Source organism: Sphingobacterium sp. UBA1897 (assembly GCF_002337775.1).
In the GTDB taxonomy this organism is placed as follows: domain Bacteria; phylum Bacteroidota; class Bacteroidia; order Sphingobacteriales; family Sphingobacteriaceae; genus Sphingobacterium; species Sphingobacterium siyangense.
Genome location: NZ_DDGR01000031.1, coordinates 317,976 through 339,069 on the forward strand (window position 1 = coordinate 317,976; position 21,094 = coordinate 339,069).

General features: G+C 38.6%; 16 protein-coding genes. 10 read left to right on the forward strand and 6 right to left on the reverse strand.

What is annotated here, in order from left to right:
* Window positions 1-31 precede the first annotated feature (31 nt).
* Window positions 32-1,156 (reverse strand): DEAD/DEAH box helicase, encoded by a 1,125-nt coding sequence (locus tag B4N43_RS22040; RefSeq protein WP_088162020.1) that lies wholly within the window; start codon window positions 1,154-1,156, stop codon window positions 32-34.
* Window positions 1,157-1,343: 187 nt separating this feature from the next.
* Window positions 1,344-1,535, reverse strand: a complete 192-nt coding sequence (locus B4N43_RS22045; protein WP_046672944.1) for a cold-shock protein — start codon at window positions 1,533-1,535, stop codon at window positions 1,344-1,346.
* A 563-nt stretch (window positions 1,536-2,098) separates the two neighbouring features.
* Between B4N43_RS22045 and B4N43_RS22050 the strand changes: the two genes are divergently transcribed.
* Complete coding sequence (locus tag B4N43_RS22050; RefSeq protein WP_286736215.1) at window positions 2,099-3,382, forward strand: Gfo/Idh/MocA family protein; 1,284 nt, start codon at window positions 2,099-2,101, stop codon at window positions 3,380-3,382.
* 82 nt (window positions 3,383-3,464) lie between these two features.
* Here B4N43_RS22050 and B4N43_RS22055 read toward each other — a convergent pair whose 3' ends face one another.
* The 3 genes from B4N43_RS22055 to B4N43_RS22065 are packed head-to-tail and all read right to left on the reverse strand — an operon-like array spanning window position 3,465 to window position 5,370.
* Window positions 3,465-4,082 carry an alpha/beta hydrolase gene (locus B4N43_RS22055; RefSeq protein WP_286736216.1) on the reverse strand — a complete coding sequence of 206 codons (618 nt, stop codon included), beginning with the start codon at window positions 4,080-4,082 and terminating at the stop codon, window positions 3,465-3,467.
* A gap of 23 nt (window positions 4,083-4,105) precedes the next feature.
* Window positions 4,106-4,462, reverse strand: a complete 357-nt coding sequence (locus tag B4N43_RS22060; RefSeq protein WP_349677188.1) for a GNAT family N-acetyltransferase — start codon at window positions 4,460-4,462, stop codon at window positions 4,106-4,108.
* Window positions 4,444-5,370, reverse strand: a complete 927-nt coding sequence (locus tag B4N43_RS22065; protein WP_286736217.1) for a ring-cleaving dioxygenase — start codon at window positions 5,368-5,370, stop codon at window positions 4,444-4,446. The genes B4N43_RS22060 and B4N43_RS22065 overlap by 19 nt, the downstream gene beginning before the upstream one ends.
* Before the next feature lie 366 nt (window positions 5,371-5,736).
* Between B4N43_RS22065 and B4N43_RS22070 the strand changes: the two genes are divergently transcribed.
* From B4N43_RS22070 to B4N43_RS22110, 9 genes are all read left to right on the forward strand, one after another.
* Window positions 5,737-6,222: a nuclear transport factor 2 family protein gene (locus B4N43_RS22070; RefSeq protein WP_088162015.1), complete on the forward strand. Its 486-nt coding sequence runs from the start codon at window positions 5,737-5,739 to the stop codon at window positions 6,220-6,222.
* 135 nt (window positions 6,223-6,357) lie between these two features.
* Complete coding sequence (locus B4N43_RS22075; protein ID WP_286736218.1) at window positions 6,358-7,182, forward strand: glycoside hydrolase family 16 protein; 825 nt, start codon at window positions 6,358-6,360, stop codon at window positions 7,180-7,182.
* A gap of 164 nt (window positions 7,183-7,346) precedes the next feature.
* A complete protein-coding gene (locus B4N43_RS22080; RefSeq protein WP_075994857.1) occupies window positions 7,347-7,925 on the forward strand; it encodes a helix-turn-helix domain-containing protein in 579 nt (192 codons plus the stop codon).
* Window positions 7,926-8,108: 183 nt separating this feature from the next.
* Window positions 8,109-9,449, forward strand: coding sequence for a DUF5690 family protein (locus B4N43_RS22085; RefSeq protein WP_286736219.1), 1,341 nt, complete (start codon window positions 8,109-8,111; stop codon window positions 9,447-9,449).
* Between the two features lie 32 nt (window positions 9,450-9,481).
* The gene (locus B4N43_RS22090; protein WP_286736221.1) at window positions 9,482-10,636 is read left to right on the forward strand and encodes a TIGR03364 family FAD-dependent oxidoreductase; all 1,155 of its coding nucleotides are present in this window, start codon (window positions 9,482-9,484) and stop codon (window positions 10,634-10,636) included.
* Between the two features lie 323 nt (window positions 10,637-10,959).
* On the forward strand, window positions 10,960-14,880 hold the full coding sequence (locus B4N43_RS22095) for a response regulator (protein WP_286736222.1): 3,921 nt from the start codon (window positions 10,960-10,962) through the stop codon (window positions 14,878-14,880).
* A 4-nt stretch (window positions 14,881-14,884) separates the two neighbouring features.
* Window positions 14,885-15,241, forward strand: a complete 357-nt coding sequence (locus B4N43_RS22100) for a response regulator transcription factor (RefSeq protein ID WP_088162010.1) — start codon at window positions 14,885-14,887, stop codon at window positions 15,239-15,241.
* Window positions 15,242-15,245: 4 nt separating this feature from the next.
* Window positions 15,246-16,313, forward strand: a complete 1,068-nt coding sequence (locus B4N43_RS22105; RefSeq protein WP_145327113.1) for a hypothetical protein — start codon at window positions 15,246-15,248, stop codon at window positions 16,311-16,313.
* A complete protein-coding gene (locus tag B4N43_RS22110) occupies window positions 16,307-19,729 on the forward strand; it encodes a sulfatase-like hydrolase/transferase (protein WP_286736225.1) in 3,423 nt (1,140 codons plus the stop codon). Before B4N43_RS22105 ends, B4N43_RS22110 begins: the two co-directional genes overlap by 7 nt.
* Here B4N43_RS22110 and B4N43_RS22115 read toward each other — a convergent pair.
* On the reverse strand, window positions 19,726-20,967 hold the full coding sequence (locus tag B4N43_RS22115) for a YaiO family outer membrane beta-barrel protein (protein ID WP_286736226.1): 1,242 nt from the start codon (window positions 20,965-20,967) through the stop codon (window positions 19,726-19,728). The two genes, B4N43_RS22110 and B4N43_RS22115, sit on opposite strands and share 4 nt — an antisense overlap.
* Window positions 20,968-21,094: the final 127 nt, after the last annotated feature.

Consider the following 21,094-nt stretch of genomic DNA (forward strand, 5'->3'; position numbering starts at 1 on the left):
TAGGGGCTTTTTATTTATGGTGTTATAAGATCTATTTATTGATCTTTTCTATCTTGATTTTTAACCCGATCAATTTTTCAATATCAGCTAAATACGGTCTTTCTTCTACATCGCAAAAAGAGATGGCTTTTCCTTCCTGACCAGCTCTTCCTGTTCTACCAATACGATGAACATAGGTTTCCGGTACATTTGGGAGATCATAATTAATCACAAGCGGTAGTTGTTCGATATCGATTCCTCTTGCTGCAATATCGGTAGCGATCAAAATTTTAAGATGACTGTCCTTAAATTCACCTAAAGCTTTTTGTCTTGCATTTTGCGATTTATTTCCGTGAATGGCCGCTGCTCTCAAGCCATTTTTTGCAAGCAACTTGACGATTTTATCCGCTCCGTGTTTTGTTCGGGAGAATACAATGGTGCGCTCATGCTTCAGCTTTTTTAATATGCTCGTCAATAATTTGATCTTCTCCTTCTTTTCAACAAAAAATACAGATTGATTTACTTTCTCGGCTGTTGAGCTTACCGGGGTGACGTCAACTTCAATAGGCTTGTGTAATATGCCATGCGCGAATTTACGTATATTAGGAGGCATTGTCGCCGAGAAGAATAATGTCTGTCGCTTTGAAGGAACCTTGGCGAGGATCTTCTTGATGTCATGAATAAAGCCCATGTCCAGCATGTTGTCCGCCTCGTCTAATATCAAGATCTCGATTTTATCTAGAGAAACTATCTTTTGATTCATTAAATCCAGTAAGCGGCCTGGGGTAGCAACAAGAATATCAATACCTTTTTTAATTTCTTTAACTTGCTTTTCTTGGCTTACTCCACCAAAAATAGTGCAATAGTTTAGTTTTAGATATTTTCGGTATAAGTTGATATTGTCTCCAATTTGAATGGCTAGTTCACGTGTTGGTGTAAGAATCAAAGCTCTAATGGGAACGAGTTTACCTGATGTCTTAGTTTCTTCAAGACGTTGTAAAAGCGGAAGTGCAAAAGCGGCCGTTTTACCGGTTCCCGTTTGTGCACAGCCAATAAGATCGTTTCCTTGCAATACAATTGGAATGGCTTTTTGTTGAATTGCAGTAGGGTGTGTATAGCCTGTTTCTGTTATTGCTTTTAAAAGCGGAGCGATTAAACTGAGTTGTTTAAATTCCATAAATAGTATGTTCGAATTTGTCTTAAATAAAACCTTTGAGAATCCTTTTTATGCTTTTTATTTGAAAACTAAAAGTCTTCAACGGAAAAGTAAAAGATTGCTAAAAAATTGTAAAGGAAGAATAGGAAAAAGAAATGGGATAAGTCATTAAGAATTACCCCATTAACAAGAAAGTGTATTTTTTGGATTACGCCAATTTTACATTTGTAGCGCTGATCCCCTTTGGAGTTCTTTCTACATCATAAGTAACAACGTCGCCTTCAGATACTTGGTTTTTAAGCGCAGAAACGTGTACGAAAACATCTGCACTACCATCCTCTGGTGTAATAAAACCAAAACCTTTAGTTTCATTGAAAAATTTAATTTTACCTGTATTCATTATTTTTAATTAAGTGCGGCAAGGTAGGCATAATAAATGATTAATCTTTTATTTTTTTTAATGAATTATAAAATGGGTTGTGTAACTGAGCGTTTTTTTGAACGAGATGTTGATTGAAACAGCGTTAGAAGGAGGAATTTATCGAACAAAAATGTATAATAAAACACGATCTCGCCAACCAATGTAACATGGTCAACTCATGATGCTGTTGTTAATGGTATTATTAATTATTTAGATAAATATTTTTTCTGAATGTTTGTTCTTAGTGAAATTAGTAGTAACTTCAACCGCCCCTCCCAAGGGCATGTTTTTCATAGGTAGATGTATGGTCGAGTGATTCTAACTCGACCATTTTTTGATAGGGGTACGCTAGGTTTGTCTATATATATTTTACAATGCTTTTTGCGAGCACCTAGATTCATTTTTGTATTTTCATCGAAGCAATTTGTTTTTAATAATAAAGAAAGCATTCTTATTTAGGGCATTCATCTAAGCATATGTATTCTGTTCGTTTTGACAATTTAGATGATATCCAGTAAAAACAAAACTTAAACCAATATCCAATGAATAGAAAAGATTTTATCAAAACGTCCACTGTTTTAGCTGCATCGTCATTTTTCTTAAATGCTAAAGGTTCAAACTTTTTAGATCGATCCATCCGGGTTGGATTAATTGGTGTAAATGGTATGGGCTGGTCTGATTTGAATGCATTGTTAAAGAATGATGGCTTGGTGTGTACTGCTCTTTGTGATGTGGATGAAAATATTCTTAAAAAGAGAGCAGAAGAACTTCAAAAAAGAAATATACAGGTCGAAACGTTTGTAGATTATAAGAAGATGCTCAATAGCTCGATTGTGGATGCGGTCATTATTGCAACTCCGGATCATTGGCATTGCCTGCAACTGGTAGATGCCGTAAATGCTGGAAAGCATGTATATGTCGAAAAGCCCATCGGTAACTCCATTGTTGAATGTCAATTAATGGTTCAGGCAGCAAAAAAGAATAAGGCTATTGTACAAGTCGGGCAATGGCAAAGAAGTCAGCAACATTTTAAGGACGCCATTGATTTTGTTCATTCCGGTAAATTGGGCAAAATAAGATTGGTAAAAGCTTGGTCTTATCAAGGGTGGAAAAGTGCTATTCCCATCGTGCCCGATGAACCGGTTCCTGCAGGTGTACATTATACGGAATGGCTAGGTCCGGCACAAAAAAGACCATTTAATTCGAATCGATTCCATTTTAATTTTCGATGGTTTTGGGACTATGCAGGAGGTTTGATGACAGATTGGGGTGTGCATATGTTGGATTATGCTTTACTTGGGATGAAGGTTTCTGATCCAAAATCTATTATGGCCTCAGGAGGTAAGTTTGCGTTCCCGGACGATGCAGGCCAAACACCTGATACGATGACTGCTGTGTACGAGTTTGATGGCTTCAATATTCAATGGGAACATGCCAAAGGAATTGATCTCGGACCTTATAACCGCAATCACGGTGTCGCATTTATTGGTAACAATGGTACGCTGGTCTTGAACAGGTCGGGCTGGGAGGTCATTCCAGAAAAAGGAAGGATGGAAGCGGTCTCTATCCAACCTTCTTTAGATAACGGACTGGACAAACATATGGAAAATTTTGTAGCATCCATTCGCCAACGTAATCCACAAGTACTTCATGCACCAATTGAAGTGGGGGCACACATTGCCATCTTTTCTCAGCTCGGAAATATAGCATTCAGAACTGGACAAAAACTCTATTGGGATAAAGATAAACAGCATTTTACCGATCAGAAAGCAAATAAATACTTAGCTTCGGTTTATCATAACGGCTATAAATACCCAAAAGTATAATGCCTTAAAATTGGTTGTTGATTAATTATTATAATCAACAACCAATGGATTATTCCTTACTGATTATTCACTCCTTTATTTCTTAAAGAACAAATTCATTTGCAAGATCGATCTCCTCGCGATTGATGGAGTGCCCCGCGTTTTGATATACCATGAGCTTTACATTGGCATTCATTTGTGCTAATATGGATACTGTAGCTTCAACGCGTTCAAGAGGAACATGGAAATCAGGATTGCTAGTGCCAATAAAAATAGGCGTTTGTGCGAAGTCACCGGTGTAATTATCCCTGTTAATTTCTTCGCCTATTACTCCGCCAATAATTGCTATAGCGCCACCATAGCGCTGCGCATGCTGTGCAAGGTATTCTAGTGTTAAACAGGCACCCTGAGAAAATCCAAAAAAATAGATATTTTCGGCGAGGATCCCATTGTCTAAAGCTAGTTTAACTGTATGATCGACCAGATCAATTGCGGAACTCAACCAGGGTTCGTTCTCTTGTACGGGAGCAATAAAAGAATAGGGGTACCAAGTGTGATTTTCTGCCTGCGGTGCAAGTAGTGCAAAATTATCGACATGAAGATAGGATGACATGCTAAGGATGTCTTCTGCACTCCCCCCACGACCATGGATCATGACAATGGCTTTTTCTGCCTGTTCTAAATTTTTACCAGCTGTTTTAATATTTATTGAATGACTCATTTTATGCTTTTATGTAGGGTAGTTTATACCGTTTTTTTAAACCAAACGTCTTGATATAGTTCTGGATGACGATGAAACTGCGCATTTACATAAGGACATAATGGAACAATTTTCATGTTGTTTTCGCGCGCATGAGCTACCAATTTCTCGAGTAGTATTTTTGCAAATCCTCTTCCCTCATAGGCTTCGTCCACCTCTGTATGGTAAACAACGAGATTACCGTCAATGATAGCGATACTCATCAAACCTGCTTTGCGTTCATCGGAGAATAATTGAAGCTCTCCACGTTGATTTTTGTCTAATACAATTTCAGTTCTTTCCATAATTTCCTCGTTTGTATAATGATGTTTATATAATTTAATTAATCGATTTTTGGCAATGTCTGTTCAATCTGCGAACGGTAGTTTTCATATTGCTTCGGCAATTTGAGTGCCGATCCTAAGCTGGATAGTGGTTCGTCTACCGTAAATCCGGGATTGTCTGTCGCGATTTCAAATAAGACACCACCAGGTTCACGAAAATAGAGTGAGAAAAAGTAATCTCGATCTATTTTTGGTGTGATATCTAGCCCTGCTGAAAGTACCTTTTCACGATACTCCATCAAAACATTGTCGTCCTTTACCCGAAATGCGACATGATGGTTTGTACCGGCTGCATTTTTGCCGTATGGTAGATTTTTATCCGCTATTATGTCAACGCTATTAGCCGTATCAATGCTATCCGTTGTTAACCTATAACGATTATCATGCTGTTGTTGGAGCGAATAACCCAAAATATCGGTCAATACTTTTAGCGTCGGATCTGCTTCTTTTAAAGAAAGCGTGATATTATGGAAGCCTTTTAGTGCATGTTCGCTATTGATGTCAGTCGTTGTCCATGCCTTTCTATCATCTTTCGTTTCAATAAACTGAAGCTGCAATCCATCAGGATCATTAAATGAAATTAGCTTCTCTCCAAAAATTTCACTTTCCTGTAAACTAATCTGATGTTCCCCTAAGCGATTTTTCCAAAAATCCAAACTCCCTTGAGGTACGGCATAGCCAATATGAGTCGCCATTCCTGCTCCTGCGGTACCTTTTCCGATACCTTCCCATGGGAAAAAAGTGAGGATCGTTCCGGGGTCCCCCTGTTCATTGCCGAAGTAGAAGTGGTAGGTGCCAGGGTCGTCGAAATTAACTGTTTTTTTGACAAGGCGTACACCCAGTACTTTCGTGTAAAAATCGAGATTTCGCTTTGCGTTGTCTGCTATCGCAGTAATGTGGTGTAACCCTAATATTTTATTTTCCATATCTGATAATTTTATTTTCTTAACTAATGTAAAGTTACGCCGACCAACAGGGAATTTTATTGAACTAGATTAATAAAAGCTATAATTGACATTTTTGTTTTTTAGGGAATAGTGATTTTCGAAAATATATAAAAAAACACCTGAAGTTGGGGACTTCAGGTGTTTAACCTAACCAATTATTAACCTAAATTTATGAAATGTATATTTCTGAATATTATACTACAACATCAAATCCAATTATCATGCCACTATTTAATAGTGTAAATGAACTCAGATAAAAGCCTTATATATTGTATAATTTAGGTAAATTGGATTGTACTAATATGAGGTGGGAATTGAAGACTTCAATTAAAAATAGATTTAAAGATGAAAAATAGAACAATGGTTAAGGTCATCACTTTCTCTGTTTTATTGCTAACGCTGGGTTGTCAGCAGCCGCAGACAAATGAATCAAAGGAGGCTGCACAAAAACAACTTGACGAAAACAAAGAGAATAAAAGAATCGTTTTAGATTTTTATCAGCAAATGTTTGGTGATAAGGATGTCTCTGCAGTTGATAAGTACATTTCCCCTCAGTATATCCAACATAATCCCTCTGTTGCGGATGGAGCGGCAGCATTTAAGCTCGCTGCAGCGAAATGGTTTGAAGGACAACCTAAAACAAGGATTGATGTGCAACACATTGCTTCGGATGGAGATTTGGTCTTCATACACCTAAAGAATAAGAATCCAGATGGTAGTCTTAAATCGACTATTGATATATTCAGGCTGGAAAAAGGTAAAATTGTGGAGCATTGGGATGCACAGCAAGATGTGCCTAAAAATGCAGCAAACGCACATCCTATGTTTTAGGGATAGCAATAAATCGCATTTCCTTTTTCCTCTGCGTTTTAGTCCCTCTTAATTGTTCGGGAATCTATCAGGTATGGTAAATTATGTCTAAATTTAGGCCTAACTCATTTTTTTCGCAAACCATTAATGTTAATCATGAAAAGAGTCTTCGGCCTAAGTTATTTTTATCTGTTGTTTTCTGCATGTAGTGTGCATTATCGTCCGAAAGATCATCCGTATGTATATGTTCAAAAGAAAGATCGAGGGGGTAAGGAATGGAAGCTAGTATGGGAAGAGCACTTTAATTCCCCTAAGCTAGATAGTAGTAAATGGTCCCGGATTCCAGCGGGAGGAGCTGATTGGAACCGGCATATGAGTATGGATGATGCCTGTTTTGGATGGGAAAATGGTGAGTTAATTCTTAAAGGAATAAAAAATACAGACAAAAATAAAGATTCAAGACCATTTTTGACAGGTGGGATATGGAGTAAGGGAAAGTTTGCTTTTCAGTACGGACGCATAGAAATCCGAGCTAAACTTGGAAGTGCAAAAGGGGCATGGCCTGCCATGTGGATGCTGGCGGAGTTAGATAAGTATGGGAAGTATCCGAGAAATGGTGAAATTGATATTATGGAACATCTTAATTTTGATCATATCATTTACCAGACAACACATTCATACTATACCTTAGATCTGGGGCAAAAGGAGAATCCCAAACATTTTGGTACCGCTTCGATCAAATCAGAAGAGTACAATACATATGGTATAAGCTGGTATCCCGATCGTATCGTATTTCAGTTGAATGGTGTTGACACCTTTACTTATCCAAGAGTTAATGGGGTAGATCCTTCTCAGTGGCCTTATGATCAGCCCTTTTATCTATTGATTGATCAACAGTTGGGCGGGAGCTGGGTTGGTGAGGTAAATCAAGACCAACTGCCTGTTGAGATGCGTGTTGACTGGGTTAAAGTTTACCAATAGTGCTTACCAATTCTGAGAGGGATAAGAGACGAAAAAAATCGCCTATTAATGAACTGCAGTTTTCTGATAACAGTTAAATATCCTAATTTTAGAGGTGACCTATGATTAGGTGACAAAAACTTAATATACACGACATAGGAAAAATGTTTACTTTTGGCCAAATTATGGAAGATAATACGATATTCAAGATTAGCAATAAGATTAAGGAAATTCGAAAAGAAAAAGGAATTACCATACAGGAAGTTGCTGATAGAGCGGGGGTAAGCAAGGGACTTATTTCGCAGATTGAAAATAACAGAACAATACCCTCCCTACTGGTATTGATTAATATCATCAATGCACTGAATATTGATCTTAATGAGTTTTTTAAAGATTTTAATTCTGAATTGGATTCAGGCCCCGTGGTCGTTCGGAAAAAAGATACTTATAGTCCGTTTGAAAAAGAGTCGGCTATAGGTTTCCATTATAAAAGGATTTTTACATCTGCGATGGATAGTTCGACCATGGACATTGTTCTTTTGGAGTTGCTTCCGGATGCACAGCGACCAATGGTTGAGACCGAAGCTTATGAATATAAATATATCATTAGCGGGCAGGTTGAGTACATCTTCAATGATCAAAAAATTAGCTTAGAAGAGGGCGATTCGATCTTTTTTAATGGCCGATTGTCACATACACCGCGTAATGTTGGAAGTGAAAAGGCCGTCATGCTAATTGTATACTTTTTTGAAAATAAGAAATAGAGGATAACATGTTAATTGTCAGGGCATCATTGAATCATTCAGTGATGCTTTTTTATTTTATACTTTTCGTATCGCAAAGGGATGCTTATATTTGTTTATAAATACTTAACAAAAGTTTAGTCTTGTGTTAATTTCCAAAATTTACTTTTGATTGCGGACAATGAGGTCTGTTAACAAGTTTAAATGATGGAGTTAAACCAACGAATAAAAAGACGCATAAATAGACTGGATGAGAAATCTGTGGCTATTGTTCTGGCTGTTACAGCATTTTTATGTTACACGAGTATGTATTCATTTAGAAAGTCATTTACGGCATCTGCTTTTGCAAATGATACTATTTTTGGTGTCGATTATAAAGTCTGTATGGTGGTCATTCAAATGCTGGGGTATTTGTTGTCCAAGTTTTATGGCATTAAATTTATCTCTGAAAGTAAACAGCGTAATAGAGGACGGTATTTAATCGGTTTGATTTGTATTTCATGGATAGGGCTTTTGGCATTTGCGGTTTGTCCGAGACCTTGGAATGTTGTCTTTCTTTTTATCAATGGTTTTCCATTGGGAATGGTTTGGGGCTTGGTATTTAGTTATTTAGAAGGAAGGCGGTTTACAGAGATTATGGGGGCAGTGATGTCTGTGAGCTTGATTTTCGCGTCAGGACTGATAAAAACGGTTGGGCGGTGGTTGATGTCTTCTTTTCATATAGATGAGTTTTGGATGCCATTTTTGACGGGTTTGCTGTTTTTTCTGCCCTTTGTTTTGTGTGTATGGATACTCGAAAATGCCCCGGGGCCAACAGAAGAGGACAAGAAGCTACGGACGGAGCGCATTGCGATGGATAGTAAAATGCGAAAACACTTTTTTAAAACCTTTATGCCGGGTATCGTTTTGACTATAATCGTTTACACGATGCTTACTATTTTACGTGATGTACGCGATAATTTTGAGGTTGAAATCTGGCAGATGTTACATGTGAAAGGGGCGGGCATTTTTGCAAAAGTTGATGGGACTATCTCCTTGATTGTACTGCTGCTGGTAAGTTGTCTAATCATGGTTAAAAATAATCTTAAAGCATTTAAGTTGATCCACTATATGATCATTATAGGTTTTCTGACTGCAGGTATTTCTACCTATTTGTTTACGAAACAATGGATTGACGGTTTAAGTTGGATGTTGCTCGTCGGTTTGGGCTTGTATATGGCATACATTCCTTACAATGCCATATTTTTTGAGCGAATGATCGCAACATATCGTATGAAAAGTAATATTGGTTTTGTTATGTATATGGCTGACTCAATCGGTTATTTGGGTAGTTTTCTGATATTGGTAAACAAAGAATTTATGCCAAATTCTGTTACTTGGGGAAATTACTTTATTCAATTGGTCTTTTTAGCCTCTATTATCGGAGCTATTTTGGGTATCTTCTCTCTACTCTATTTTATTCGAAAAAAAGAACAGATGAAAGGAAGTGATGATGAGTTGTTGGCCCCTTGGCATACCACAAAAGGAGAAGTGCAAATTAGTTAACTATACTTTTTTATGATATTCTATTTATAAAGATGAAAACAAATACATATGATTTAATTATTGTTGGAGGCGGTATTTTAGGGACCTTTCATGCCTATCATGCGTTACAAATGGGATTACGCGTGCTCCAACTCGAAAAAGATAATTTCCCCGTGGGATCTACTGTTCGTAATTTCGGACAGGTAGTGCCATCGGGGATGGCAGGCGAATGGTTTGATTATGGTGTGCGAGGACTTGAAATATATCAGTCTATTCAGAAAGAGATGGATATATCCGTTAGAAATAACGGCAGCATCTATATTGCTTCGGATAGTGATGAAGTTCAGGTGCTTCACGAGCTATCTAAGCACTATCAGGGAAAAGGATATGATCATGAACTTTGGTCAAAGGAGCAAGTTCTATTGCAATATCCCGTAATGAATGCTGATTATGTTAAAGAGGCTATCTTTTTTCCGCAGGAACTCAGTGTAGAGCCCGAGTCAATGATTAGACAGCTGCATATTTATATGCAAAATAAGTTTGTGGACTATACGTTGAAATACGATACGACAATTGTGGCCTGCGAGGATAAAAATAATGCTGTTGTTGTCACGAGCAGTACGCTAGAAAACTTTGAAGGGAAGAAATTGCTTATCTGTAATGGATACGAGTTTAAAATTTTATATCGTTCCTTGTTTGATAATAGCGGGCTTGAAATTAGCAAGCTGCAAATGATGCGTACAAAGCCTTTGGCTCATATTTATCTTCCTGGGAATATCTTAACTGGGTTGACCATTCGTCGATACGAGAGTTTTGAAGAATATTGCCCTTCGTTTCAAACAATTCCAATGCCTGATTACTACCAGGAGCTGCGCAATTATGGAATTCATATCCTATTTAAACAGGCCACGGATGGTAGTATTATTATCGGTGATTCGCATGAATATGCAACGGGAAACAGACTGGATGAACTGGGCTTCTCAGTAAGCTCCTATATCAATGAATTGATGATTGCGGAAGCCAACCGTATCATGCCAATGGAGCGTACCTGGATTTCATCTTCTTGGGCAGGTTATTATTCGCAGCACAAAGATCATATTCTTGAAATCGACGTTAGCCCAAGAATACATGTTAGAACCGGTATTGGAGGGAAAGGAATGACAGCAAGTGCTGGCTATGCCGAACAGAGTATTGAAAAACTTTTTTAATTTAGACATATTGAAGAGCCCCGCTATCACATCTAGCGGGGCTCTTTCGTTTTTAAGCTATTTATTTGATCCGTTTGTACAGACTTCCTAAAACGTACAGTTTGTCTTTCTTAATAAGGTCAAGCTTTATAAAATTCAATTAGTAAATAACTAAATTATGAAGAGGATGTCTGGTAAATCTTTTTATTGCATCAACTAACTTGACCAGTTGTTTGTTCTTTATAAAACATTATCTGATCAATATTTCCTTATTGTTTAGGCGTTAAATAATGTTTTTATTAACTTCACGGTCACAATAAACCAGATCTAAATATTAGAAGTGAATGGCAAATAATGTTTTTCCTGAAAATGAGTTAAGAAGGATAGAAAAATTAAAGTCCTATGAGTTAATGGGACTCGGGAAAGACCCTGAGCTGGATGTTTTTGCGCAGGCAGCCTGTCTGATTACAGATTGTCCTGCAGCTTTAATTGCCATGATGGAAGAAGAAACACAACGTATTCAAAGTTGCGTTGGGATGGAGCTGGATACCGTTGAAAGGAAGAATACGGTCTGTCAATACACCATAATGAGTAAGGAGGTCCTTGTTATTGAAGATACTTTTGAAGATTCACGCTCGTCTTCCAATCCATTGATTCGCGAAGGAAATATCCGTTTTTATGCCGGAGTTCCTCTTTTGGATGATGATGGTGATGCTCTTGGGACAATCTGTGTCATTGATTTCCATCCGAAAAAGCTTTCGGATAAACAAAAAGACTCGTTGGAGGAGCTTGGCAAGGCGGTGACCAAAATATTATTGGGGAAAAAACGAAAAGTACAGGCTGGTTATTTCTCCGAAATTTTTCACCTGACGAACAATATTATTTGTGTATTGGATGAGGCGCGCAAGGTAAAAGAAGTTAACCCTGCATTTAGTAAAGTCTTGGGATTGTCCAGATCGAATAGTTTAGGCAAATCTATTTTTACATTATTGGGGGACACTGAAAGGGAGTTAGTGTCGGACTTAGGTCGAGTTGAGGAAACAAAGTACGGCGTTCAATCTACGAGTAGGACTAAAATAGAAAATGGTCAAGTTGTCGAAATTGAATGGCATTTCAAATATGATCCGATAAATCATGATATTCTGGCCTTTGGCAGAAACGTAACAAAAGAGCGCGAAGAAAAACTCAAGTTGGAGAATTCCGAACGTAGATTTCGTAGCTTTTTTGAAAATGCGATTGGCCTCATGAGTATGCATGATTTGGACGGTAATATTCTATCCGTCAATGAAAAAGGAAGAGAGGTGTTGCGGTATGCCAAAGAAGAGGTAAAAGGACTTAACCTCAAGAAATTGGTTCCGTCTCATCATGTGGGTCTGGTTGAAGAATATCTCAAGCGCATTGCCAGCAATAAAGAGGATTCTGGAATGATGGTTCTCCAAACAAAAGATGGAGAAGATATTTCTTGGCTATACCACAATATGTTGGAGACGGATGAGAATGGGCGATCTTATGTTGTCAGTACAGCCTTGAATATGACGGATCGATTGCGACTTGAAAATGATCTTTTGCATACCAAACAGATCCTGGAGCAGACCAATGCTGTCGCTCAGGTTGGCGGATGGGAGGTCAACTTAGTTGAAAACAAGGTCTATTGGTCCGAGTCCACGAAGCTAATTCATGGTGTGGCTTCTGATTTTACACCTGATTTTGAACATGCAATCGGATTTTATGAGCCGGAAAGCCAGGTTATTTTGCGTGAAATTTTTGAAGACGCCATTACATCAAGAACACCTTACGATACCGAATTGCGCCTATTAAAGCAAAATGGCGAATCAATTTGGGTACGGGTAAAAGGTATTCCCGAATTTGAAAACGATGTGTGTAAGCGTGTTTTTGGAATTATTCAGGATATCGATCAAAGTAAATCGCTATTCTTGGAGCTGGAACGCAAAGAATCGATGTTACGTGCGTTTGTGGATTATGTTCCTGCTTCGGTTGCTATGTTTGACCGAGACTTTAACTATATTTCGGTCAGTAATCAATGGTTAGAAGATTTTCACGAAGGGGTAAGCTTGCCGCCAAGTAGTAACTTTTTCAATCTGTTTCCAAATATCCCAGAAAATAGAAAAAAAATCTACCTTGATGCGCTGGAGGGAATACCTTATAAGAATACGGATGAAGTCATACAGGCTGGCGGACTTGCCGAAGCGCAACATTTCAATTGGGAGGTAAGACCTTGGCATCTTGCTGATGGAAGTATAGGTGGGATCATTATTTTTACACAAAATATCACGGATTCGGTAAAAATAAATGATGAATTAAAGTTAGCGAAGGAACTGGCCGATCTGGCGAGTAGAGCAAAGTCCGAATTCCTCGCCAATATGAGTCACGAAATTCGAACGCCTTTAAACGGTGTGATCGGATTCTCCGATTTGTTGTTAAAAACACCATTAAATGATACACAGGTCCAATACCTCGGCTATATCAATGAATCAGGAAATAGCTTACTCAATATTATTAATGACATTTTAGACTTTTCAAAAATTGAATCGGGTAAACTCGAACTATTTGTTGATAAGTATAACGTATATGATGTAGCCAATCAGGTTATTAATGTTGTTCTCTATCAAGCACAACGAAAAGAAGTCGAACTGCTTTTGAACATTGAGCAGGGACTGCCGGCTTTTGTTTGGATTGATGAGGCACGTATTAAGCAAGTGCTGGTGAATTTATTAGGTAATGCCGTTAAGTTTACGGAAAAAGGCGAAATCGAATTTAAGATCAGTAAACTTCGCAATGATGAGAATAAATTAACCTTACGTTTTGCGGTTAGAGATACGGGGATAGGAATTCCGCCAGAGAAGCAACAACGCATCTTTGATGCCTTTACGCAAGAAGATAGCTCGGTAAGTAAACGATATGGCGGCACGGGACTCGGTTTGACAATCTCCAACAACCTCTTGAAATACATGGGAAGTAAATTGAATCTGGAAAGCGAACTGGGTGTCGGATCGACGTTCTATTTTGATATCGAGGTCCGATGTGAAGAAATGGAGGATGAAGATACAGCTTTACCTTTAAATCGTGTCCTCGTTGTCGATGACAACGCAAATAATCGGATCATCCTGCAACATATGTTGGCCTATAAAAACGTCGAATCTGTTCTCGCAGAAAACGGCATGGAAGCCTTACAGTTACTGATGAAAGGGGAACGTTTCGATGTTATTTTAATGGACTACCATATGCCGATCTTATCGGGCCTCGAAACGATAGAAAAAATCAAAGAACTCTTTAGAAAACAGGAAGAAGGTATCCCTTTGATCGTGTTGCACACTTCGTCAGAAGAGCATGAGGTGATTTCAGCATTTAGACAGGAGGAGCGTTCATTCTGTCTACTTAAGCCGATTAAATCTGAGGAACTGTATTCGACTTTAAGAAGGGCGATACAACAAAATAGGGAAGATGCAGTGCAATTAAAGGCGAATGCAAACTTATCGTTATCATCGGATCCGTACGGTCAAGACGTTCAGGTGCTGTTGGCAGACGACAATGCCGTTAATATGGCCCTTAATTTACGCATGATGGCAAGTATAATGCCAGGGGCACTCTTAACCGAAGTTTCTGACGGAGCACAAGCCATTCATGCTTGCAAAGAAAAACAATTTGATTTTATTTTGATGGATGTTCAGATGCCCGAGGTCGATGGGATCGAAGCAACCAAACAGATCCGGCAAATGGCAGCTTATGCTGAAACACCTATTATCGGTGTTACCGCCGGTAATATTTCAGGCGAAAAAGAACGCTGTCTCGAAGCGGGGATGTCTGACTTTCTAGCTAAACCTATTCGGCAACAGGATTTATTCAAAGCCTTGGAAAAAGCGATGTTATCGGTGAAACCTAGTGCTGCCGAAGCTTCAGATCTGGAGGATTTGGATGAGCATTTGGATATGCAGCGCCTCGAAGAACAGGCGGGTGATGATCCTGCATTTTTAACCTTTTTTCTGGATTTGGTCGTTCGGGAAATCACGGGGTCCAGAAATCAGTTAAAGGAGGCAATTGATACAAACGATATTGTACGCATCAAAGAACTCCTTCATAAGTTACGGGGAACTTCATCGACAGCCGGACTGATCAAGTTGGCCCAAATGACCAAAGACTTGGAGACCAGCCCAACGATTGAAACTGAGCTCGCGACCGCTTTTGTGGCAATCGAACAAGAAATGGATATAGGATTGGAATTAATTACAAAAATCTTAAATAAATAATGATATGTTGATTTTAATAGCGGAAGACGACGAATTGATACTGCGTACTGTTGAACACAAATTAGTGAAAGAAGGACACGAAGTGGTGCTGACCAGAAATGGCCGTGAAGCCATCGAGAAGATTAATGAGCTAGATTTGGATTTAGTTGTAACGGATATTATGATGCCTTTTGCTTCTGGTATTGAAATTCTTTCGGCAATAAAGCGTATTGGAAAGAAAATCCCTGTCATCGTATTATCAAGTATGGGGCAAGAGGAGGTCGTGGTTGATGCATTTGATTTAGGCGCATCTGATTTTATGGTTAAGCCATTTAGTCCAAACGAACTGATTCTTAGAATAAAACGCCTAATAAATAAATAAAATTATGCATCACCATATCGAGCTACATGAGCTTATTCTGGCGATTGTTATCGTATTGATTTTAGTACTATTGTTGATTATCACGGTACTGGGATACAGCTTTTATAGCTATAGAATCCTTCATAATAGGCAATCGTGGCGACAGATCATCGAGTACAAAATTATGGAGACTATTGTCGGTGGCGATGAGAATAGCGATCGAGATTTGGAGTTTGCGGAGTATTTGAAAGAACCGTCTTTTCGAGCTCTTTTTTTAGATGTATTAGTTGACTCTGATAGAAAATTTTCTGGTGGAGCTAAACAATCGATCAATAGGTTGTTTCATGATTTTAAATTGGAGGATGAGGCTTGGCGGAAGCTTCGGCATAGAAAAGCTTATTTGGTTGCCGGTGGGGTTCAGGAGCTTGCTGCAATGAATGTCGAATCAGCAATCCCAGAGATAACAGCCAAGCTTAATGATTCCCGTACCGCAGTATATCAAGAAGCACAATATGCAATTGTAACTTTCAAAGGGTATGAGGGGCTTGGTTTTTTGGATCATTTCGATCGTCCCTTATCAGACTGGCAACAATTACGTTTATTGTTTTCTATTCATGAAATACCGGAACTTTCAGAGTTACACGTTGATACCTGGCTTAAGAGTTCAAATGATTCTGTTGTCATATTTACGTTGCGCTTGATCCGAAAATTTAGATTGATGACTTTTTATACGGAAGTTTTTAACCTATTGGATCATCTATCTACGAAGGTTCGTATACAAGCGATACGAACATTGCAGGCCATTGAGAATAGTGGGACGATTCAGCAATTTATACAAAATTTTGATCTGCAACCAATCGAAGTTCAGATAGAAATCCTTAAAGCGATGAAAATTGCCAAAAGTAGAGAAAGTGAGCATTTTCTGAAGGATCAACTTTGGAATCATAGTCAAGTGTCAATTAAAATTTCTGCCGCAGAAGTACTCGTTGTGCTAGGAGAAGAACAGTATCTGCGTGAAATTTCACAACGTGAAGATACATACGACGAACTTACACAAATTATTAAACACGCATTGCAAGAGAAAAAATGTTAGAGTTTTCCCATATCGTATACGAAATTATAGTTTGGTTATTTTTGCTTTATTCGGCAGCAGTATTCATTATCTATACTTGGATAGGGCTATACGCTTATGGAGCGGTGTTTCGTTACAAACATAATAATACGTTTACGGACTATAGTATTATTGCTACCAACCCCAACGCGCCTACATTCAGTCTGATTGCTCCAGCTTACAATGAGGGGATGACCATCGTTGAAAATGTACGTTCTTTATTGTCGCTATATTATCATAATCTGGAAATTATCATCGTCAATGATGGTAGTAAAGACGACTCAATTTTGAAATTGATCGCCTCTTATGAACTTGAACCCACGTCTTTTTTTGTTCAGGGAAATATTGAGACCAAGGATATAAGAGGGATCTATAAGAGCAAAAATCCGGCGTTTAAGAAGCTGATTGTTGTTGACAAGGAAAATGGCGGTAAGGCTGATGCGCTCAACGTCGGTGTTAATATTTCTTCTGGAGATTATATCGTCTGTATTGATGTAGACTGTATTTTGGAACAGGATGCTATTTTAAAATTAGCAAAGCCATTTTTGGAACAGACCGACAAACGCGTTATAGCCTGTGGCGGAGTTATACGTTTGGCCAATAACTGTAATGTCGTGAATGGTTCTGTCGTGGACGTTAATCTTCCAAAATCATGGTTGGGGCGTACGCAGGCTTTAGAGTACATCCGTGCTTTTATTTTAGGTCGAATGGCTTGGTCAAGGGCTTCGGGTTTAATTCTTATTTCCGGGGCATTTGGCGCTTTTGACCGGGAGATCGTATTGGCTTGTGGGGGGTATGACCGAAATACGGTGGGAGAAGACATGGAGCTTGTTGTTCGTATGCGCCGCTATATGGAGGAGCAAAAGCAAGCCTACGAGGTGGTTAACATTCCTGATCCATTGTGCTGGACCGAAGTACCCGAGTCAAAAGAAGTATTACGTAAACAGCGTAATCGTTGGATGCGGGGTACTATGGAAACCTTATGGAAACATCGAAAACTCATGTTCAATCCGAAATATGGCCGTTTTGGTATGGTCAGTATGCCTTATTGGTTTTTCTTTGAGTTCCTGGGGCCTATTGTCGAATTTACGGGCTATATTGTTTTTATAATCTTTTTTATTCTGGGAATCATCAACTGGCCATTTTTCTTTGCGCTATTTGCATTGGTGATTGCTTCCGGAATTTTGTATTCGATCTATGCGATCTTGGTTGATCTTGTTAGTCATCAGGTTTATTCTAAGAAACGAGATCTTTCCACCCTAATAACTACGGCGATACTAGAACCTTTATACTTTCACCCCATTGTTGTTAAAGCCGGGGTACAGGGGGTTGTTGATTACTTTCGAAAGCAGCATGGCTGGGGAGAAATGACACGACAAGGCTTTCAACAAAAAGATGCGAATGAGTCGGTTTGGAAATACCTCGGTCAGCGATTAAATCTTTCGTTACAGAGCTTAGGACCTGTTATGTTGGTTGTTTTTGCCTTGTATATGTTGTCCGTTGGTGTAGAATGGTGGTGGTACGGTCGTCGATTTGTTCAGCTTTCGGAGTCACATGCCGGGAAATACCTGTTTTTGGATAACGTCTTGTTCATCTTTCAAGCCTTGGCCTGTTTGGGAATCGGCTATTTATTGCTTCAGTTCATAAGCAGTTTTTGGGGGAGACTTCTTATGGTCATATCGTTCTCGTTTATTGTCGTTATGCAATTCATCTTGTTTCTGTATTTTGGCGAATCCAGAAATTTGCTTGGAGCTGATATGTTCTATTACAGTTCGGAAGAGATGAAGCAAATTTTGGAGGCTAGCGGTATGTTGAGTTTTACCAATATTGCTTTACTTTTATTATTGATCGTAATTTCTTGGGTTCCCCTTTGGATTGCCAATAAACAGACATTCAAAAAGCCCTATGCTAGTATTGCACTGTTATTTTTGGGGATTATATCGTTTTTCATCTCCTCGGCTTCGTTTTTGGGGGGTAGCGCTGAAAAAGATGAATTCGTAGCCAATGCAAGTCGGAGTAAATGGCGTTATTTTTTTGATTCTAATTTATCCAATTACGTGGATGATCACCCCGGGATGTTCGCTATGTTCAATAAAGACGATGATGATGCAAAAGTGTTGGATACTAAATTTCCTTTTTTGAAAAAAGAGGATACGAAAGATTTCCTGGGGACATACATGCAAAAAACAGCGAAAGTACCCAATTTGGTCATTCTTGTTATCGAGGGTTTAGGCCATGCCTATAGTGCTGAAAATGGCTATATTGGCAACTTTACACCTTTTATAGGTACATTGAAGCAACAGTCTTTGTATTGGGATAATAATATGAGTTCCTCGGGTCGGACATTTTCCGTTTTACCGACCATAACAGGTTCGTTGCCTTTTGCTACACATGGATTCCTGGAACAAGACACCTTGCCAGATAACTTCAATCTATTTAATATTCTGAAGAGTAATGGATTCAATACTGGATTTTTCTATGGTGGTCATTCTAATTTTGATTTCATGAAAAAGTTCATGGATTATAATAAAATAGATATGCTCATGGACCAAGCGGCATTCGGACCTCCTTATAAAAAATTGCCCGAAAAGGGAGGGGAGAGCTGGGGATATGAAGATCAGGCTGTCTTTAGCAAACTTCTTGAAGTACAGAAAGTACAGGAACACCCTTATTTCCATGTGCTTTTGACGTTATCAACCCATAATCCGTTTTTGATTAATAATGCGGCTCATTATGAGCAATTGTTTGATCAACGTATAGCAACATTGAACCTTACACCGGAACAAAAAAAGTGGGCTTTGGAGAACCGTACCCAACTTGTTTCGGTACTGAATTTGGATGATGCGATGGAGCAGTTCTTTAAAGAATATAAAAAGAGACTAGATTTTGCGAATACTATTTTTGTCATAACTGGAGACCACGCGATGCCTGAGATACCATTGCAAAGCAAAATCGATCGTTTTCATGTTCCCTTGTTGATTTATTCACCACTTTTAAAAGGGCCAAAGACTTTTCATAATTTTGTTAGCCATTTTGATGTCGCGCCTACTATATTGGCCTACTATCGTGAGAATTTTGGGCTTAAAACTCCTAGCCAAGTTACATGGATCGGTGAAGGGCTCGATAAGGGGGCTTCGACTCAGGGAGATGGTATAGCCATGATGCAGAGTAAAAATCAATTGATTGATTTTGTGAAAGGCAGTTACCATCTTTCCGATGGACAACTGTATAAACTGGATGGTGTGCTCAATGAAGATGCCGCTGCTGATAATGCGAAAGAAGAATTGTCCAAGCGCTTTGAATTATTTAAGCGCAAGAACAAACTTTTTTATACGCAAAAGCGACTTCTTCCGGATAGTGTTTATACAAATTACTTTAATCGAACAGAGAAGAACTAGAATTTTCGAATATAACCAAGGATGATGTCCAATTGATTTCCTCGCTCTTTCGGCCTGAATTCTTGGTTATAATAGGTGCCCGAAATTGAAAATAAGTTACTTTGCTTAACGGAGAAATTATACTCGGCACCTACTTTGAATGTTTTTAATTTATAGGAAGCGTTGTCCAATAGATTATTTCGGTTTTCCTCGGGGCTCAGACCCGTTCCGGCACTAAATCCGAAGTAATCATTTGCTCCTTTTGTATAATAGCGGACTGTTCCGGTATAGGATTGGGAAATATTCTTTTCGCCCGGTGTAAGGTAAGTCCTCAGATTGAACCAAAAGTTTTGGTAATATTTTCCGATTGAAGCCGTGTACATCCAGATGTTGTCACTAAAATAAAGCTGACGATATCCGATTTCCCCCTCAAAGCTGTTCGGAAGATTGGCGTAGAGAGACACACCAGTTCTATATTTCGCAAAAATCCCCACATTATTGGAATATCCAGCACCGACATATAAGTAAAATATCTTTGAAATACGTGGGTAAGCCTCCATCTCAAATTGGACGCCATTTTCTGCAAATTTATTCGCATAGTTCGTTCTGAAAATAACTGATCCTATTGGTGTTGCCCGTTTATAACTTAATCCAACAATGTGCCAATTATGATCAAACTGTTTGTCAAAATAGACGAAATTGTACGTCAGACCGATTGCATTTTTAGCCGTATATTCTTCAATATTTTTTGCCAGCGCTCTTGCTTCCGTATTTTTGGGATTAATTGCCAATAAACTATTAATTGCCTTTTCGGCTGCCTCATAATGATCATTGCCATAACTTATTTTACCTTTTAAAAGAAGTAAATCCTGAGACCGCGGATGTATGCTAAGCCCTTTGTCTGTAATTGCAATCGCTTTGTCGGTCTGATCATTCCAATATTCCAATGAGGCGTAGGCTAAAAAGAAATCTTCATCACTTGTATTCTTTTTATCCAGTTCTGTAAAAATGGTTCGTGCCGAATCAATTTTATCCGACCAGGTATAAAGACGTCCGAGAAAAATGCTAATATCCGTGTAATCTGGTGCTTGAAGTAGGGCCTGTTTAGATAATTGAATGGCTTGCGGATAATCTTTTGAATCAAAAGCTACTTTTCGCGCTTTTACAAATAGATCATCAGCGGTGAGTTTCGTCTCTTGCGCGACAGAAAATAAGGGTAATAAAGAGAGGGAGAGTAATGGATAAATTACTTTTTTCATTCCAGATCGTAAATTTGACATTTAAGCTTGCTAATATATAAACTAAAATTAGGAAATTTTGTTTGTCGCTAGTTGTTTTAAAATAAATTTTTGAACTCTTTTAAAGCATTCTAACGATCATTTCGGA

Excerpts from the sequence above, each read along its gene's own strand:
- B4N43_RS22040 (WP_088162020.1), bottom strand. The coding sequence starts at position 1,156 with ATGGAATTTAAACAACTCAGTTTAATCGCTCCGCTTTTAAAAGCAATA.
- B4N43_RS22045 (WP_046672944.1), bottom strand. The coding sequence starts at position 1,535 with ATGAATACAGGTAAAATTAAATTTTTCAATGAAACTAAAGGTTTTGGT.
- B4N43_RS22050 (WP_286736215.1), top strand. The coding sequence starts at position 2,099 with ATGAATAGAAAAGATTTTATCAAAACGTCCACTGTTTTAGCTGCATCG.
- B4N43_RS22055 (WP_286736216.1), bottom strand. The coding sequence starts at position 4,082 with ATGAGTCATTCAATAAATATTAAAACAGCTGGTAAAAATTTAGAACAG.
- B4N43_RS22065 (WP_286736217.1), bottom strand. The coding sequence starts at position 5,370 with ATGGAAAATAAAATATTAGGGTTACACCACATTACTGCGATAGCAGAC.
- B4N43_RS22070 (WP_088162015.1), top strand. The coding sequence starts at position 5,737 with ATGAAAAATAGAACAATGGTTAAGGTCATCACTTTCTCTGTTTTATTG.
- B4N43_RS22075 (WP_286736218.1), top strand. The coding sequence starts at position 6,358 with ATGAAAAGAGTCTTCGGCCTAAGTTATTTTTATCTGTTGTTTTCTGCA.
- B4N43_RS22080 (WP_075994857.1), top strand. The coding sequence starts at position 7,347 with ATGGAAGATAATACGATATTCAAGATTAGCAATAAGATTAAGGAAATT.
- B4N43_RS22085 (WP_286736219.1), top strand. The coding sequence starts at position 8,109 with ATGATGGAGTTAAACCAACGAATAAAAAGACGCATAAATAGACTGGAT.
- B4N43_RS22090 (WP_286736221.1), top strand. The coding sequence starts at position 9,482 with ATGAAAACAAATACATATGATTTAATTATTGTTGGAGGCGGTATTTTA.
- B4N43_RS22095 (WP_286736222.1), top strand. The coding sequence starts at position 10,960 with ATGGCAAATAATGTTTTTCCTGAAAATGAGTTAAGAAGGATAGAAAAA.
- B4N43_RS22100 (WP_088162010.1), top strand. The coding sequence starts at position 14,885 with ATGTTGATTTTAATAGCGGAAGACGACGAATTGATACTGCGTACTGTT.
- B4N43_RS22105 (WP_145327113.1), top strand. The coding sequence starts at position 15,246 with ATGCATCACCATATCGAGCTACATGAGCTTATTCTGGCGATTGTTATC.
- B4N43_RS22110 (WP_286736225.1), top strand. The coding sequence starts at position 16,307 with ATGTTAGAGTTTTCCCATATCGTATACGAAATTATAGTTTGGTTATTT.
- B4N43_RS22115 (WP_286736226.1), bottom strand. The coding sequence starts at position 20,967 with ATGAAAAAAGTAATTTATCCATTACTCTCCCTCTCTTTATTACCCTTA.